The sequence below is a fragment of the Paenibacillus sp. DCT19 genome, from assembly GCF_003268635.1.
Taxonomy (GTDB): Bacteria; Bacillota; Bacilli; order Paenibacillales; family Paenibacillaceae; genus Paenibacillus.
In genome coordinates, this window is the sequence record NZ_CP029639.1 from 3806594 (window position 1) to 3822842 (window position 16249).

Annotated in this window: 11 protein-coding genes and 4 pseudogenes; 6 read left to right on the forward strand and 9 right to left on the reverse strand. The window is 43.3% G+C overall.

Features of this window, described 5'->3' with window-relative positions; translation table 11 throughout:
• Window positions 1-623: 623 nt before the first annotated feature.
• Together DMB88_RS31380 and DMB88_RS17315 are read right to left on the reverse strand one after the other, a co-directional pair.
• Window positions 624-1148 (reverse strand): annotated as a pseudogene (locus tag DMB88_RS31380) (alpha-L-fucosidase); the annotation flags it as partial.
• The gene (locus DMB88_RS17315; protein WP_254438234.1) at window positions 1085-2089 is read right to left on the reverse strand and encodes an alpha-L-fucosidase; all 1005 of its coding nucleotides are present in this window, start codon (window positions 2087-2089) and stop codon (window positions 1085-1087) included. The gene DMB88_RS17315 and the pseudogene DMB88_RS31380, both read right to left, overlap by 64 nt.
• Window positions 2090-2209: 120 nt before the next feature.
• Between DMB88_RS17315 and DMB88_RS31385 the strand changes: the two genes are divergently transcribed.
• Together DMB88_RS31385 and DMB88_RS17320 are read left to right on the forward strand one after the other, a co-directional pair.
• Window positions 2210-2428, forward strand: a complete 219-nt coding sequence (locus DMB88_RS31385) for a cupin domain-containing protein (protein WP_254438235.1) — start codon at window positions 2210-2212, stop codon at window positions 2426-2428.
• Entirely contained in the window at window positions 2425-3042 is a 618-nt protein-coding gene (locus DMB88_RS17320) for a helix-turn-helix domain-containing protein (RefSeq protein ID WP_254438236.1), read from the forward strand. The genes DMB88_RS31385 and DMB88_RS17320 overlap by 4 nt, the downstream gene beginning before the upstream one ends.
• A 173-nt stretch (window positions 3043-3215) precedes the next feature.
• Here the strand turns inward: DMB88_RS17320 and DMB88_RS17325 are convergent, their stop codons facing one another.
• From DMB88_RS17325 to DMB88_RS17335, 3 genes are all read right to left on the reverse strand, one after another.
• Window positions 3216-3821, reverse strand: a complete 606-nt coding sequence (locus DMB88_RS17325; protein ID WP_174715299.1) for a pentapeptide repeat-containing protein — start codon at window positions 3819-3821, stop codon at window positions 3216-3218.
• Between the two features lie 113 nt (window positions 3822-3934).
• Window positions 3935-4228 (reverse strand): DUF3817 domain-containing protein, encoded by a 294-nt coding sequence (locus DMB88_RS17330; RefSeq protein WP_128102363.1) that lies wholly within the window; start codon window positions 4226-4228, stop codon window positions 3935-3937.
• A gap of 246 nt (window positions 4229-4474) precedes the next feature.
• Window positions 4475-5443 (reverse strand): LacI family DNA-binding transcriptional regulator, encoded by a 969-nt coding sequence (locus DMB88_RS17335; protein ID WP_128102364.1) that lies wholly within the window; start codon window positions 5441-5443, stop codon window positions 4475-4477.
• Between the two features lie 240 nt (window positions 5444-5683).
• Between DMB88_RS17335 and DMB88_RS17340 the strand changes: the two genes are divergently transcribed.
• On the forward strand, window positions 5684-7108 hold the full coding sequence (locus DMB88_RS17340) for a glycoside hydrolase family 1 protein (protein ID WP_128102365.1): 1425 nt from the start codon (window positions 5684-5686) through the stop codon (window positions 7106-7108).
• 249 nt (window positions 7109-7357) lie between these two features.
• Here DMB88_RS17340 and DMB88_RS17345 read toward each other — a convergent pair.
• Window positions 7358-8276, reverse strand: a pseudogene (locus DMB88_RS17345) (ketopantoate reductase family protein).
• A 164-nt stretch (window positions 8277-8440) separates the two neighbouring features.
• Between DMB88_RS17345 and DMB88_RS17350 the strand changes: the two are divergent.
• Both DMB88_RS17350 and DMB88_RS17355 read left to right on the forward strand, forming a co-directional pair.
• A complete protein-coding gene (locus DMB88_RS17350; RefSeq protein ID WP_128102366.1) occupies window positions 8441-8992 on the forward strand; it encodes a TetR/AcrR family transcriptional regulator in 552 nt (183 codons plus the stop codon).
• A gap of 150 nt (window positions 8993-9142) precedes the next feature.
• Window positions 9143-9778 carry a hypothetical protein gene (locus tag DMB88_RS17355; protein ID WP_128102367.1) on the forward strand — a complete coding sequence of 212 codons (636 nt, stop codon included), beginning with the start codon at window positions 9143-9145 and terminating at the stop codon, window positions 9776-9778.
• Window positions 9779-9870: 92 nt separating this feature from the next.
• Here the strand turns inward: DMB88_RS17355 and DMB88_RS32100 are convergent.
• Together DMB88_RS32100 and DMB88_RS17365 are read right to left on the reverse strand one after the other, a co-directional pair.
• Window positions 9871-11033, reverse strand: a pseudogene (locus DMB88_RS32100) (MFS transporter).
• Between the two features lie 109 nt (window positions 11034-11142).
• Window positions 11143-11895, reverse strand: a complete 753-nt coding sequence (locus tag DMB88_RS17365) for a TrmB family transcriptional regulator (RefSeq protein ID WP_128102368.1) — start codon at window positions 11893-11895, stop codon at window positions 11143-11145.
• A gap of 219 nt (window positions 11896-12114) precedes the next feature.
• Here DMB88_RS17365 and DMB88_RS17370 point away from each other — a divergent pair, with 219 nt between their 5' ends.
• Window positions 12115-12243, forward strand: a complete 129-nt coding sequence (locus DMB88_RS17370; RefSeq protein WP_128102369.1) for a DUF4023 family protein — start codon at window positions 12115-12117, stop codon at window positions 12241-12243.
• A gap of 149 nt (window positions 12244-12392) precedes the next feature.
• On the opposite strand, the pseudogene DMB88_RS17375 reads toward DMB88_RS17370, so the two are convergent.
• Window positions 12393-16156: pseudogene (locus tag DMB88_RS17375) on the reverse strand (alpha-L-arabinofuranosidase C-terminal domain-containing protein).
• Between the last annotated feature and the right edge of the window lie 93 nt (window positions 16157-16249).

The following is a 16249-nucleotide window of genomic DNA, read 5'->3' on the forward strand; positions in this document are numbered from 1 at the left end:
CGAATCGGATGGATCTGAATAGACCGAATGAGGTAGGTACTCTGTTGCGAAAGCCATTGTAATAGATAGACAGTGAGTGAGTTGACATTGGAAGTGGGATAACGTAGATCATCGATGTGAGCGAACGTTTGTAAGTTCTATGTCGGAGGGTGGTCACAAGCGTTAGTAGAAGGTTGTAAAGTGTCTGAAGTGTTGGTTGTATATCGTCGAAATAGCTAAATGGAACCTGTTAGAAATCCATCTTAAATTTCATATAAATTACAATTTATATTTATACTGGATTTTTATGATTTAGTATAGAGTCGTATTATGAGATAATCAAGCATATTTATTGAAAAATATAGAAATTAAGCCTTTATAAGTATTTAACAAGTCTACCAACACTGAAATATTTCACATGATTTCGTTATTATGAAATTTTCGTTTACCTGATAGTTCAATGGATGCTAACTCACGATGTTAATTCGCGCAAAACGCGCTTATCCTTGTTGGTATGACATATTTCAACAGCCCTGATTCTACTAAAACAACTCAAAAAAACCAACGCGATTCATTCGCATTGGTTTCTGAGACTCTCTTTTTCTCACATCATGCATGGATCTATATCTTAATCCACCTAATTTTCAATCCAATTCAATCCGAAAAACGACAGGCAATTCGCTTTGTACATTGGTCGTAGTAATCGTTAGCGCATCTCCCGTTCTTACCCACTCGGGTTGTTCATCAAACCCAAGAACCTGAATTCCCTTTATAATTCCTTCAAAATAGGGTGACTTCTCCTTCAAGGATTGAATATGCACTACACCGTTTGCAGGGTACACCAGAACAGATGCATAGAGATACTGCTCTCTTACCGTAAATCGGATATCTTCACTGGTAAACAGCTTGGTCTGCCCATCCGTAAATTGCCCTTCTTTTATTTCCGTTGGCCCTTCCCCAAACTTACGCCAGTACGTAGAATCATAGATGGCTTCGCCGTTCACTTCGAGCCATTGACCTATGGTAAGCAGCAGGTTTCGATCCTCATCCGGTATCGTACCATCGGCGCGAGGCCCTACATTCAGCAGAAGACTTCCATTTTTACTCACGATGTCGACAAAATCTCGTATAATCTCCCCCGCCGTTTTATACACATTACCTTCCGTGTAACACCAGGAATTTTTGGCGACAGCTGTATCCGTTTGCCAGAAGTAAGGTTTGAGTTCAGCAAATTGCCCCTCTCCACATCCGGAACCGCAGAGCCAAACATAAAAGCATCATGCTTGTAATTAATCGCAACAGGTGTACCCCACTCTTCCCCTTTGTTGTAATAGTAGGCGCAGAATTTCTTCAAATAAGGCTTGAACGCGGCGTTCTGAATCCACCAGTCAAAATAAAATACACGTGGCTGATATTGATCAACCAATTCACAGCAACGGATCAACCAATCCTCAAGAAATGCTTGGCTTGGCGGACAATCATATAGGTCGAAATGATCCTTAGGTTCAGGCATCGCAGGCCAGTAGAAGTCTCCTTGCTCCAACGGCTCGTGCACATCGGACTCAAATTCCTTGCCATGGGACATGAAGAACCAATGCTCCGCGCGGTGTGATGACACACAAAGCTTAAGATCCTGCTTCTCATACGCCGTTTTCATCTCTGCCAGCAGATCACGTTTGGGTCCCATTTCATATGTGTTATAGTGAGAGATGGAGCTTCGGTACATTTGAAAACCATCATGGTGCTCCGCTACAGGCATCACGTATCTTGCTCCCGATTGTTTGAACAGTGTAGCCCATTCGTCGGCATCAAACTTCTCTGCCTTAAACATGGGAATAAAGTCCTTGTATCCAAAATCCTTGTGAGGGCCATATACCTCTAGATGATGATCATAGGCTTTGGAGCCTTGAATATACATATTTCGCGAATACCATTCGCTATCATACGCAGGTACGGAGTATAATCCCCAGTGAATAAATATGCCAAACTTCGCGTTCTGGTACCAATCGGGGACTTTAAATTGACGAAGCGAGTTCCAGTTATCCTGATACTTTCCATTCGCAATCGTTGCATCAATATGTTTCAAATATTCATTTTTGTCTAATTTCATGTCTATCTCATCCCTTCTACTAATGGGTTGCACTTGTATTGTAGTGGCTTCTCACGGGAATAGACATGTAGATCACTAACCTATAGATGGACAATACTAACCTGCTCGGGAGATGAAGGTATGAACCAACATACATTGCTTACCCACTACTTATCCAACCTTGAAGTGGAGTTATACATGGGCGATTACAATCGCTGTGGAACGGACTGGCGGGATATGGATTATACGCCAGATTACAGCAAATTTTATTGGATCTGTGAGGGAGAAGGCTGGCTCAAAATCGGAGAACAGGAATACAATCCTGTGCCGGGTCAACTTTACTTGATGCCCGAGGGGTGACACAGTCCTACTCCTCCATAAGTGATCATTCTTTCCTCAAATACTGGTGTCATTTCAGTGCTAAGGTGGGCGGCATCAATCTATTCCAGATTGTGAAGTTCCCTCACTTCTGTACGATTGCTCAGCCTGAACAGATCAATACGATTTTTCGCGATATACTTATGTATCTGAAGTCAGGTGAAGTCTATGGGCATATGATGGCCAAAAGTAAACTAATGGAGCTCATCGCTCAATATGTGATGCAAATGGACGTAGAACAGATTGCTTATCTTAATGTACCTGCCATAGAGAAAATCACGGCTGTACTCGCTTACATTGATTCTTATATTGAAGAAAACATTTCAGTTCAGGAGCTGGCACAACTCGCCTACATGCATCCTAACTATTTTATTCGATTCTTCAAACAGCAGATTGGTGTCCCGCCCATCCACTATATTACCAGCAAGAAAATCGATAAGGCGAAGGAACTCTTAAGCTGTACGCCAAGCACTGTCACCATCATTGCAGAACACCTTGGCTTCAGTGATCTGTATTATTTCTCTAGACAGTTCAAAAAGCACACCGGACTTACACCCACCGATTACCGTAAATTAAAGACGGGCATCGTATTGTAACCGTTTAACAAAATAAAAGTGGAAGTGGTTTGTATCCAATGCGAACTCGTGTTTAAATTCCTTCTTTAGACGAGTGCTACAGTTTGGCCCAAATTTAATTAAGTTTCCACAAAATAAATATAGCTCAGTACGCTATTACTAGCGACTGAGCTATTCTTTATCCATTGGGCTTTCTAGTCAACCTTAGCCCCGTATGAGCGCATAAACAGAACCGCTTGCTCTCTGTCCATTCGTGCACCTTTTACATCCATTGATTTCAGATCAATTCCTTCTAAATTCGCACCACGAAGATCGGTTCCTGTTAGCTTGGTTCGGGTCAACGTTGCTCTGGACATATCACAATCTCTCAGATCGGCCTTACCCAGATCCGTATCGGAGAAATCGACTTCATGGAAACGAATGCCTCTTAAGTCCTGCTTCCCTAGCTTGATATGACGCAAATTGGTATAAGACCAATCACCACCAATCATGGATATGCCATCCATCTGTGCCCCGGAGAAGTCAGAGCCTGTCATCTTGCAAGAAGTGAATTTGGAGACAAATAGATTTGCTCCGCCAAACGTACAATTTTCAAAGGCAGATTCCGTATGAGACGAAGCATTCAGCGTCACACCTCTAAAGTCACATTCAATAAAGCGACAGTTGCTTGTCTCAATTTCATCCATCTCTGTATTCATAAACGTACATCTTGTGAAAACACAGCTTATAAGCTCTCCATAACGTAAATCACGCCCATCAAACTGCACTGTATCATATTCCTGATCTTTGTATTGGTACACAGTATCCTCCTGCAATGTATGGTATTCAGTATGAATCAAACTTTCCTCACTATACCATACCCCTGTCAAGTACCTGCCTAAATGGCACTGAAAGTCAAGATTCTTTTTTTGTTCTACTTCCAATCTCTCTTGCGAAGATAGGATTCGAATACGAATGTTCCAAAAGGCAAAAATCCAGCTAGCACACCCATGAACCAGCGTACTGGCTTCCATTTATGTACGATCGCAATATGCACTAACGCAATAAGATAGAGTGGGAAGAGAACCCCATGAATCATGCCTACGACAGCTACTGCTGAGGATATGTCTGCAAAATACTTCAATGGCATGGCAACGAGAAGCAATAATAAGAAGGAAATTCCTTCCCAAATGCCTGCAATTCTAAAACGGCCGGTAATGGTCTTCATAACATTCATTCTCACCTTTCATTTGTTCTTAGTTTGTGAAATATGTAACTTGTAACATCGCACGCTTAGTTGAGCAGCACTGTTCATAGGTCAGATATCGATACAACCTGCGATAAATATAAAGACCATCGTTATACAGTTGAAACTCCTGTTCAGTATAACGCATGTCTTCCATAATGAATTACTTCAAATTTGAATAATTAAAGAACAAAAGAACACCTGATTGGGATGATCAGGTGCTCAGATTTATGTGGTCTCGCGTGCAACCAATCGATATGTGAGTGGCTCAGGCTCCATTTTCTGTCTGCCGAGCACTGCCCATAATTGGTGGAATGCCTGGGTTGCTTGTTCAGCAATCGGATTATGTATCGTAGTGATTCCGAGTACACGAGATAGTTCAACATCATCAAAGCCAACAATCGCGAGTTGCTCCGGTACGCTAATATGTAGTTTACGCGCTTCACTTAAAATGCCGATCGCAGCATAGTCATTGGAGCATAACACAGCTTGCGGAGGCTCGGGTGCGTTTGCCATTTTCCGCATCGCTTCTTCCCCATCTGATGAAGTAAATACCCAATATTGATACGCCTCTTTCAACACAGGTAGCCCTTTACTCGCCATGAATGTCTCATACGCCACTCTGCGACTTTGCGTATTTATGCTATCTGCCCGACCAAAAACGTTGGCGATTCGCGTGTATCCTTTGGATACCAGATGCTCCAGTGCAAGAATATATCCTTCAGCCTGATCCATAGCAACCGACGGGATCTCGTTATTCCCCATGCGCTGCCATGAAACAATAGGGCCATACTCCAGATAAGCCTTCAACTTCTCAGGATCGTTCACACATGCGATAATCGCTAATCCATCCACACGTTTACTCCGCAGATCTTCAAAAGCCTTTAATTCAATATCTTTATCTCCACGAGTCGTATAAATCAGTGTTTGGAAGCCAAAATCCATCGCTGTATCAATAAATTGATTCATAAAAGATAGAATAATGGCATTTGAGGTGGATGTAACGATGCCGATCTGCTTCGTTTGCCCTGTGGATAGCGAAACGGCATTTCGATTCGGAATATAATTTAATTGCTTCATAATCTCAGTTATTTTCTGCCTCGCTTCATCACTCACGTGACGTGAGTTGTTAATCACTCGTGAAACGGTTGCCTTCGAATAACCAGATCGCTTCATAATCTCATCAAACTTGGACATCTGAACTCCTTTTCTTCCCGCTCATAGTCTAACAGAATGCTCATCTAAGGAATTGGGATTAATAATATCACTGATGCTATGTATAGTATGCCTCAAAAAAAGGTCAAAAGTAAAACTTGACGTGTAACCCGTTACAACGTTTAAGCTTTTTTTATCAGCATGTTGCATGAGACATTCAAGTGCTTCAGGCAACAATCACTTTTTATTCGTTTAACCAATTTGACTACTGGAGTGATACAGATGAGTAATACTCAATTTAACTTCCCCGAAAATTTCTTGTGGGGCGGCGCAATCGCTGCGAACCAAGCTGAAGGTGCATACAATGAAGGCGGTAAAGGCTTGTCCACGCAGGACGTAGCTCCTAAGGGCATCATGGGGCCGATCACTGAAGAACCAACTGAAGATAATATGAAACTGATCGGAATCGATCTATATCATCGCTACAAGGAAGATGTGAAGCTTTTTGCCGAAATGGGCTTCAAAGTATTCCGTACCTCCATTGCATGGTCACGTATTTTCCCAAAAGGCGACGAATTGGAGCCTAATGAAGAAGGTCTGCAATTCTACGATGATCTCTTTGACGAGTGTCTCAAATATGGAATTGAACCGTTGGTAACCCTGTCCCACTATGAAACACCACTTCACCTGTCCAAAGAATATGATGGCTGGGTTAACCGTAAAATGGTTGGATTCTATGAGCGTTATGCTACAACGGTATTTAAACGTTACAAAAACAAAGTTAAATACTGGCTGACTTTCAACGAAATCAATTCCATCCTGGAAGCTCCATTCATGAGTGGCGGGATCTACACACCAAAAGAGAAATTGAGCAAGCAAGACTTGTTCCAGGCGATCCATCACGAATTGGTAGCAAGTGCGTCTGCGGTGAAGCTCTGTCATGAGATTATTCCAAGTGCACAGATTGGCTGTATGATCTTAAGCATGCCTACGTATCCATTAACACCAAACCCAGATGATATGATCAAAGTGATGGAATTCGAGCATAGCAACTACTTCTTCGGTGATGTACACGTAAGAGGTCGTTACCCAGGATACATGAAACGTTACTTCCGTGAAAAAGGCATTGAGATTAAAATGGAAGCTGGCGACGAGGAAATGTTGCTCAACACGGTTGATTTCATCTCCTTCAGCTATTATATGAGCATCTGTCAAACAGCTGATCCTGAGAAACAAAAAGCAGGTGAAGGTAACCTGCTCGGAGGTGTTCCAAACCCTTATCTCGCAGCAAGCGAATGGGGATGGCAGATTGACCCACAAGGTCTTCGCTATGTGCTGAACATGTTCTATGATCGTTACCAAAAACCATTGTTCATCGTAGAAAATGGACTTGGCGCTGTGGACGAGCTTATTACTGGCGCTGATGGTGAGAAAACAGTTGAAGATGATTACCGTATCCAATACTTGAACGACCATCTGGTACAGGTTGCTGAAGCGATTGAAGATGGCGTTGAAGTTATGGGTTATACCTCATGGGGATGTATCGATGTCGTAAGTGCTTCTAGCGCTCAACTGAAAAAACGTTATGGTTACATTTACGTTGACCGTCATGATGATGGATCAGGTACACTCGAACGTTACCGTAAGAAATCATTCCACTGGTACAAAGATATCATCAGCACCAACGGAAAAAGCTTGAAACGCTAATCCAATTACGGTGATTCTCTGAACGATTGTTGACGCAATTGTATCGGAGTTTGAAACTTTCAAGAAAACATCATAGCGCAAGTATCGAGGCGATTTGGCCCCGCTACTTGCGCTTTTTAAATGCAAACCATTCGGTTGCTTTATCTGAACTGCATTTACCTCATACTGAATGTCATGAATCTGTATCAAACCATGGATAAATTAAGACAGGTGTACCATCTTGCACAAGATGTATAACAGTGCCTAGGATTATGTAGGTAGATCTGCCTCCAACGCATCCCAGTTCGGTGTAGACACATCTGACAAAGCTCTCCATCCGGCAAATGATTCATTTAACGCCTTGAGTTCTACTATCGTCCCATCAATTAATCGGCTAACTGGAAGTGCCAAGAAAAGCTTCAGCGCCCAACGTATTAAGGGGGTGGTTGGTGATCCATGATGCCTGCGCTGTAGGCGTCAGCGGGTACCCTAATGAATCCAAGACACGGAAGCCCTCTCCCATTGCCGCCACCATCTGATGCATACGCTTGTCGTCACGGACAACCTGTTTCATCTGAAAGCCATGGAATAGGATGACTATGTTCATTGGTACAATCAACACCATGTGATTTTTCAGCCAGGCATCGATCTGTTCATGAAAATCAAGCTTATATTTAGCTCGCATGAATGCCTGCTCCAATAGGGAACGGAAAGGAATGGTTCCGTCCAATCCGCCGATGACCATCTGCCCATGACCGCCACGGATACAGATCACTTTCCCGTCAGCACGTGTACCAGCGGTAGTCTGGAAGCCAAAAGCGACCTGCTTGGGTGATCGCCCCGTTTTGCCCAGATAGTCCTGCATCGCATACGTATCCATATTGTTTCCGACAAATACGACATGGCGGCTATCGTTATCCGCGAGGATCGGTAATACAGCCCCGAAGTCCGAGAATTTCATCATGACGAAGATCAAGTCATACACATCTTCCGGTTCCAACGTACGAATTACACGAACCGAATCGACAGTTGTTTTGCGCTGAAAGTAATGGCGGATGACCACGCCCTCTTTTTCCAATTCCTCCGCTCGTTTGCCTCTAGCTAATACAGTCACATCATGACCACCCTGTACGAGAACATGTGCTAAATAGCTTCCCTGCACACCCGCACCATACACAAGTATGTTCAATAAAATCCCCTCCTCTTGCAATTAACAGTTGTTGTATATCTAACATCTGTGTACTACAATCAAGGTATCATTGGGAACGATGCAAGGGCAATGGCTAATCACATTCGCTTTTGTTGAGAATTGAACAACCGACACAGGAACTGTTCAAGAAAGAGGGGAAAACGATGGATCGACGCATCATGCGATCAAGACAAATGATTATGCAAGCATTCATTGAGCTATTAGGAGAGCAGGATTTTGAGAAAGTTACGATACAGGGAATTGCGGATCGAGCCAATGTCAACCGCGGAACGGTCTATTTGCATTTTACGGATAAATACGACCTGCTGGATCAGAGCGTAGAGACATACTTAATGATGTTAGCTGACAGTTGTATTCCGGAGGACGGGGCTACTACCGAACTGTCCCGGGATCTGCTGATTCGTGCATTCACATATCTGAAAGAGCATGCAGCGATCTATAGCGTTTTGATTACCAACAAAGGTATTCCAACATTCAGACATCGCATGACACAGATGATTAAGGGAAATATAACGATGGTCGTAAACCATATGAAGCTAGATAACGATATTCATAGAGATGTATTAGCACAATTTTTATCCGTTTCCGTTACAGGATTGATCGAGTGGTGGGTCGTCGAATCCATGCCGTATACACCAGAAGAGATGGTTGAACAGATGAATAAGATTATGCAAGCAAGGCTGCAGCTATGGTGAATGATCTAAATTTCGTAGTTTACGAACATTTGTGATTTAAACTCAAGCAAGCAGGATCTATTCTAAGCGAATCCATCACAAATTGGAGTGGGTGCTATATTACAGGCGCTGATGTAAACTAGAACTATGTAAAACAATGAGAGGTGAGTTATGGACGAGACAATTGATCAGCTTCAGTATGATGAAAAACACTATTGTTGGGAAGGCACGATAGAGGTTCAAGCTTCAAAAGATTTATTTCAAACAGATCTTTATACCCTGAATACGTTTATTGATGAAGCAGAACAACCTTTATGTATAACCGATTTAAACAGTATCTATTATGTAAAAGAACATTTTGCGGAAATATATCATATCTTTTTGGAAAGTATGCTCGCATGGCAAAATAGCAATAAAATGGCTTATGAAGTTTATGATGAGGAAGCACATAACTTTGATCCTATCCATTTCAGTCATAAAGAAGAAATTCATAACTACTTAGGTTCTCCGCTCCTTCAGATTCATCCTAGTTATATCAAAGACCAATTTTCATACTATTCCATCAGCTTTTTTAATCAAAATAAGCTTTCGATTGAGCATGGATTTAACGCACTTTTTCACAAGAAAGAGTTAATTGATCTCATGCCTTTCGATGCTGAAACTAGTTTAAGAAATCTTATAGATCTGGAGCCAGACTGTACACGTTGGCAGCCAAACTTCTGGATGTTAAAGCTGGAGCGAACCGAACTTTTGTACAACGCCCCCTCTACCTTTAAGAACGTTTGGCTGAACGGAACATCATTATAGAACAAGGGACAACCATCTGTACGAGATGTGTTGTCCCTTTTGACATTCAGTTTGCTTTGTATCACACAAGCTGTATGACTATATTTCTTTTTTTATGCTACAGCCTGAACGCTATGCTCTTTGCGACTGATCGCATATATAGCTGTAACAAGTCCAAGTAGAATCAGAATTGATCCAACCCAGCCTGTGTGCTGAATAGCTGAATGATCAATAACCATTCCACCGATGTAAGTTCCTAGCGCAATACCCGCATGAGCAATACCTGAATTGGTACTGATCAACGTATCTGCTGTCTCTGGCGAAGTTTTGATAATTAGACTATTCTGCACAGGGGTAACTGTCCAGCTCAGAGCACTCCACACACTCAACAGCAGTAAGAAAGCTATTAGAGGCAACCCTACACTGACTGGAATCAGTGCCATCGTAATCATAAACGGAACTAATACAATAATGATTGCTTTGGCTGGATGTAGCCGATCCGATAACAGGCCTCCAATACCTCCTCCAGCAACTGCAGCAATTCCAAACATGACATAGATGAATGTCACCATCGTAGAACTAGCTCCAATCGTCGCCTGAAGGAAAGGTGTGAAATACGCATACAGCGTTAAGTGACCTGCAAGCACTAATAATGTCGTGGCATGAATTGCCAACATACGCGGATTCCATAGTGCAGACAATTGCTTTTTGAGCGGTACAACAGGGATCGGCTGTACACGTTCCATCGCAATACTAATCGCAACGATCACTAGGGCTGTCAAAATAGCAATAAAGATAAACACTTCCCGCCATCCAGCCATATTACCTACGAAGATGCCAAGCGGCACACCCAGAATGAGTGATGCACTTCCCCCATTGTAATGATCCCAACAGCCCGCCCTTTATACTGCGGATCCACAATACGAGCAGCGAGAGTTAGAGACAGTACAAAGATTAATGAACCCGTTGCAGCGCCGAGTGCCCTGCCTGCCATCAGCATGTAGAAGTTCACACTGAACGCGGAGATTAGATTACTCATTAGAAACACAGCTAATGTGCAGAGATACACCTTTTTCCGTTCAAATCGGGCTGTTACATTCAACAGAATAGGTGCAGATATCGCATAAACTAATGAAAATATAGAGATCAAATATCCTGCTTTTGCGTAGCTCAGGTGTAAATCTGTTGCAATCAAGTCCAGAATCCCACCCAAAATAAGTTCAACGGTTCCGACAACAAAGGCCGCAATCGCCAAAACATATACTTTTTTATTCATATTCCGAATCCTCCTCAAAAGTTACAACTACGATAGTAACCCAAGAGGAAAAAGATTTCAATAAAAAAAACTATTCTGCAATAGAATAGTTTTGAAACGACGTTAATCTCTAATAGATCAGTCGGGCTAGCAACTTGGAAATCTCTTGATCCTGTAAGAGCTGATCGCCATACTTTTTCGTAATTTGCGTGAGCGCAATATCATGATAGAAATAATCTGTTAGCGCTTTAACGATAGGTTTGGACGTCGTCTTTATCGCCTTCCACGCCTCATTCTCAATGCCTGCAAACAGCAAATACGCATGATCCACAATCAGCAACTGAGAAGGCTCAAGATGGTTCCCCACTGGAATTAAAGAATATCTTCTGGTAAGTGACGTCTCCAAGCCACCAACAGCGAGCACCTCTACATACACTCCCTGCTGTTCCTTTTGCTCCAGCAATGGACGGTACTTCTCCATCTGTTCACTCCAGCCGAGCAATAGAATGGAAGAGTCTGCTTCTCCAATTAATTGCTCAATATTAGAGGTTATGGAGGTTGCGTCCTTTAACGTCCAGATGTGTTCATCCGAATACGTTCGCTTGATTTTATAACTCTTCAGCTCTTCAATGTCATTCTCAAAATCTGCTCTGATCTTGAGAATGATCGACTGGAGGTCTACAGCCAAATACAACTTTTTCTTGCCGTTCATGGTTGTAAGGACTGCCCCTTTATCAATCAATCGATTCAATACCTCATATATTTTCGCTTTAGGCACATTCGAGTGATTCACAATGGATGTCGCATCAAGGGGTTCATTTTGAGCAAATATCGCTTCGTACACTTGGCTTTCGTATTGGGTAAATCCGAATTTTTGTAACATGGACCGATCACTCGCATCCTTTCTTATTAGACAAAGTACAGCTTGTATGATAGCACTTTCTCAAGTTTAGTCGTACTTTCAGTTTAGTCCCGAGCATTCCTCTGTCCAGTTCCTGCCATGGGCTTTGTACAAGTAGAATCCTCATATTATGCAGGCTCATGGGTTATATTAAACACCAGGTTGTACAATTCCCTTATACTTAAGGAGCTGATCTGATTCATGGAAAGCACGAAGGAATTCGTCAAAAAAGTGAACGACAATGCTGAGAAAGCGCGTCATAACAAAAACAATGGCAAAGGTACACCAGGTGACAAACTGCCTAATAAACAGCACAGCACGAATAAATAAAGAGATTAGAATTACTGCACATGAAGATTCAATCCGGTGTTCCATATCAAAAAAACAAAAAAGGATCTCTGTCTAGAGATCCTTTTCTAACACATGTATTATTAATTTGCATTCATAATTTCAATAAATTTCTGTCATTTAGGATAGGTTTATAACACACTCATAACTAATACGTTCACCGAATTTGCTGGTAAGTGAAGTACAACTGTCTCTCCCTGCTGGTTCACCTTTTGTTCTACCGGAACGACCTTTTCATCATTCTTTTGGTTCACATTCGGAAGGTGAACTAAACTCTCGTCCCCGCTAATTGTAATCCATGTTGCTTCGGCTGCTACTTGCAGGTGTTCGAGCTGAAGCTGCGTTGCTTTCTCTACAGGATCAGCATTAACCATTTTCACATATACATGCTCATCATCTCTCGTAACAGAGTGGAACACCTCGCGATTATACGCCTCTAACTTGTAGTCGAGCGTCTTGCTGGATGTATGTCCATCCGTATAGGAGCAGAGGAGCCGATCTCCAGTATCACCACCATAGTTGACTGTGATCGTATACAGCGTATCATCCGTTAATGGTTCATAGTTTGCAGCTCTGAGATTACCTGCTGCCGAGCTGGAAGAATAATCGCCCAGCGTGTAGCCTTCGATCCCCTGTTTGTACACTTTGACTCCGGTCGCTTGTCCATCATACGCAATAGCATACTCTGTGACATCTTTGGATTCAGGTGTGATATCGGTCAGACCTACACCAACATAGAATCCATCCTCACCCGATACCCGCTGAGCCTGCACCTGCACTTGGTAATTGGTCCAATCTTCATTGAGCAAATAAATTCCGTTTAGACCACTGTCCTGTGCCTCTAATCGTAATCCGTTGCCTGGTTCCATCGTATATCCTGCCGATCCAGGAATAAGTGACCACACTTCACTAAGCTCGTTCTGCTCTCTAAAGTCCTCTTCGAGCAGAACGCTACCATCCTGGTTGGAAGTGACCTTAATGCTCTTAACTACGATATCTGCATTACCCGTCGCAATTTCAATTCCTCCGCGTGGAATTAGTTCCAGCTGTTTGCCTTTGTTGTACGTGGAGAATGAAGTACCCAGCACTTCTTTTCCTACATGCTTCGCAAAGAGCTGTTGCACATAATAATTAGGTGTGAACCATACCGTCTCATCATCAAACCAAATGCAGTCCGGTGTCCAGCGATAGGTTCCATCGGTAAGCACTTTATTAAATAACGGTGCATAGGCTGCCAAGCGCACGACATCCGCATTATTTTCAAATCCGGTCATTACTGCAGCTTCAGCGACAGCGCCAGCAAGTGTATTTTTATCTGTCGAAGCGTATTCTCCTACAAACACCTTGGAGGTCTGCTTCCAGTCGATACTTCCATCTGCATGGTAGGCTCGATCATAGTAATTATAGCGATCCGCATTATTCAGTAAATATTCATTCGAACGGTAGTAGTGCTCATCCGCAATCGTATCCATATAATCCTGCTGATGTTCATACCAATTCACCGTCTCTGTAATGACTTCAGCACCATCTGCAAAAGCAACCTGTGCCGATCCAGTGAGATTGCCACTCAGGAATTTCCAGCCCTCCTGATACGCATCATCATCCGCCTGCGCACCAACCGTTGAAATAATATGCAGCTCATGATCTGGATAGTGAAGCTTCATGTACGCATCAATGGAGGTTTTGAACACTTCAAAGTTAGCAAAAAACTCGGTTCCCAGTTCTCATTCCCTACCCCCAGGTAACGAAGATCGAAGGGCTCAGGATGTCCCATCTGCGCACGCAGTGCTGCCCATTCATTATTTTTCACATCAACACTTAATGCAAAATCGATAAGATCCGTAAAGTTCTTGATATAATATTCCCGCAGTGCACCACCAGCTGGATGAGCATAGTCCGAACGCGCCTGACAAAGGACACCACAAGCCATCACCGGCACTGGCAAAGCATTCAAGTCCTCCGCTAGTTGGAAATACTCCATATAACCGAGACCCATGGTCATCATATATCCCCAGACATTGTAGTTCTCTTTGCGTAGCTCAACTTCACCTACGGAGTCCTTCCAATCATAGACATTCTCCCATATAAATGAACCCTCTGAGATACAGCCTCCCGGAAAACGTAGAAATGTCGGATGTAGATCGACAAGCGCCTGAATGAGGTCTTTCCGAAGTCGGTAATTTGCATTCCCCTTGTAGTTCGCATGTGCAGAGCTGGAATCACCTTGTTCGTTCGGAACTGCTCCCCATACATCCTGTGGCATTAAAGACACCATGTCGATGGAGATTTCACCCTCAAAGCTCAGTACCAATTGTCCCATCGCAGTTGCCGTTCCGGTTAAGACGAGGTTGGCTGAAGCCTGTTGCGTACCTACACCATATTTCTTCCACGTGCCTCCCCCTTCTACATGCAAAACGACAGGTTCACTGATGGAATGTTGATGTGCGTCCTGCAACTGCACGGTTACCGTACCTGGAGCATCCGCCTTGGCCCAGATTGTGAAGTTATAGCGCTCCCCTTGTTGGATTGACATTGCGCAATGCTGATTCGAGTCTGAGAAGCCACGGTTACGAATGGTTGCGCCATCTTGTACCGTCACATAATAGGCATTCGTTTCCGGATCATCTAAACCAAAGTGCTCATTCAATCCACCGTTGTGCTGTACAAACATACGATCTGTGTCCCCGGACCAAGCAAACAACGGATCACGATTCCGCCCCGTCGAACAGCCACATTCTCCCGATGCATGTGAGTATGTATCAAAGGCAAACGATTCAAACGAACGATTCTGTACCAGTTCTGCGTAAATGCCCCCATCTGCAGCATTGTTGATGTCCTCGTAGAACAAGCCATACATCACTTCACTGATATCAGCGACCTTCTGATCCCCATGAATGGTGATCGTATATGGCGGTAAATGTTCAGGCAACACGGAAACATCATAATGCTTGCTGAGTGTGCTGCTTCCCTTCGTTAACAAAGCACTTAAACGGACTTCTTGCGGCGAAGTAACCGTCTGGATCTTCCCATCATGCGATAGAATCTCTGGCTGGCTAGACCGCCATTGTACATCGACCTTACCGCCCAACAGATTCAAGGGCAATGAAATATCCTTTGTAATAATTTTGGTCGGGAACGAAAGATATTTATCCCCTGCGAGCTTGATGATCTCTTCATCTGTCAGTGACTCACACATCACTTCAATCACTTCATCCATGGTTAAGCCAGCTCGATAAATACGTAGATCGGAGAGCGAACCTGCAAAGTCAACATCTGCAGCGTACTGAGAACGTCCGATATAGTTCTGACTGTAGTTGGAAATATCGCTGAAGGTATCAAACCATTTGCGCAGCTTCGCATAGTTCCCACTAGAGGTTTGGCTAATGGAACCATCCGCAGCCTTCTCCCCATTCACATAAACGATAGGTCCTGCACTACTCTGAGTGCCATTCTCTGTTCCTGAGATGGATAATGCAATATGCATCCATTCCCCACTCGCGAAGCCACGACCTGGATCGGCCACGAGATCGTCAGCCGCAAACAGAGAGCTCCGCAAATGACGTGTTAGAAATACATATGGGCCTTGCTCACCTTTACCAAAATCAAAAATTCGTTCCCACACGTTGGCACCCTTGCCAAAGTTGACCCATGTCGAAACCGTCAACCCTGTGTTATCGCTTACATCTTGAAGTAGATTGGAAGGTAGCGCAAGATAAGATGAACCATTGGCTCCCCCTGCAAAGGTAGCAGCAGTTCTGCCTTGAACGGTAGAAATGGTGGGTTTCTGATCTCCTAAAGCTACTCCCACATGCCCATTTCCTGAGGAATCCTGACCTATGTTCGTCGGTTCATCAAACGTGTAATGTGCGATCAACTGATTCTTGAATGTACTCATTGGTAATCCTCCTATGTAACCAAATTTAATTCACATAAATATAAAATAGTTGATAAATATCTAAACAATTCACATACTCGTTATACTACCTAC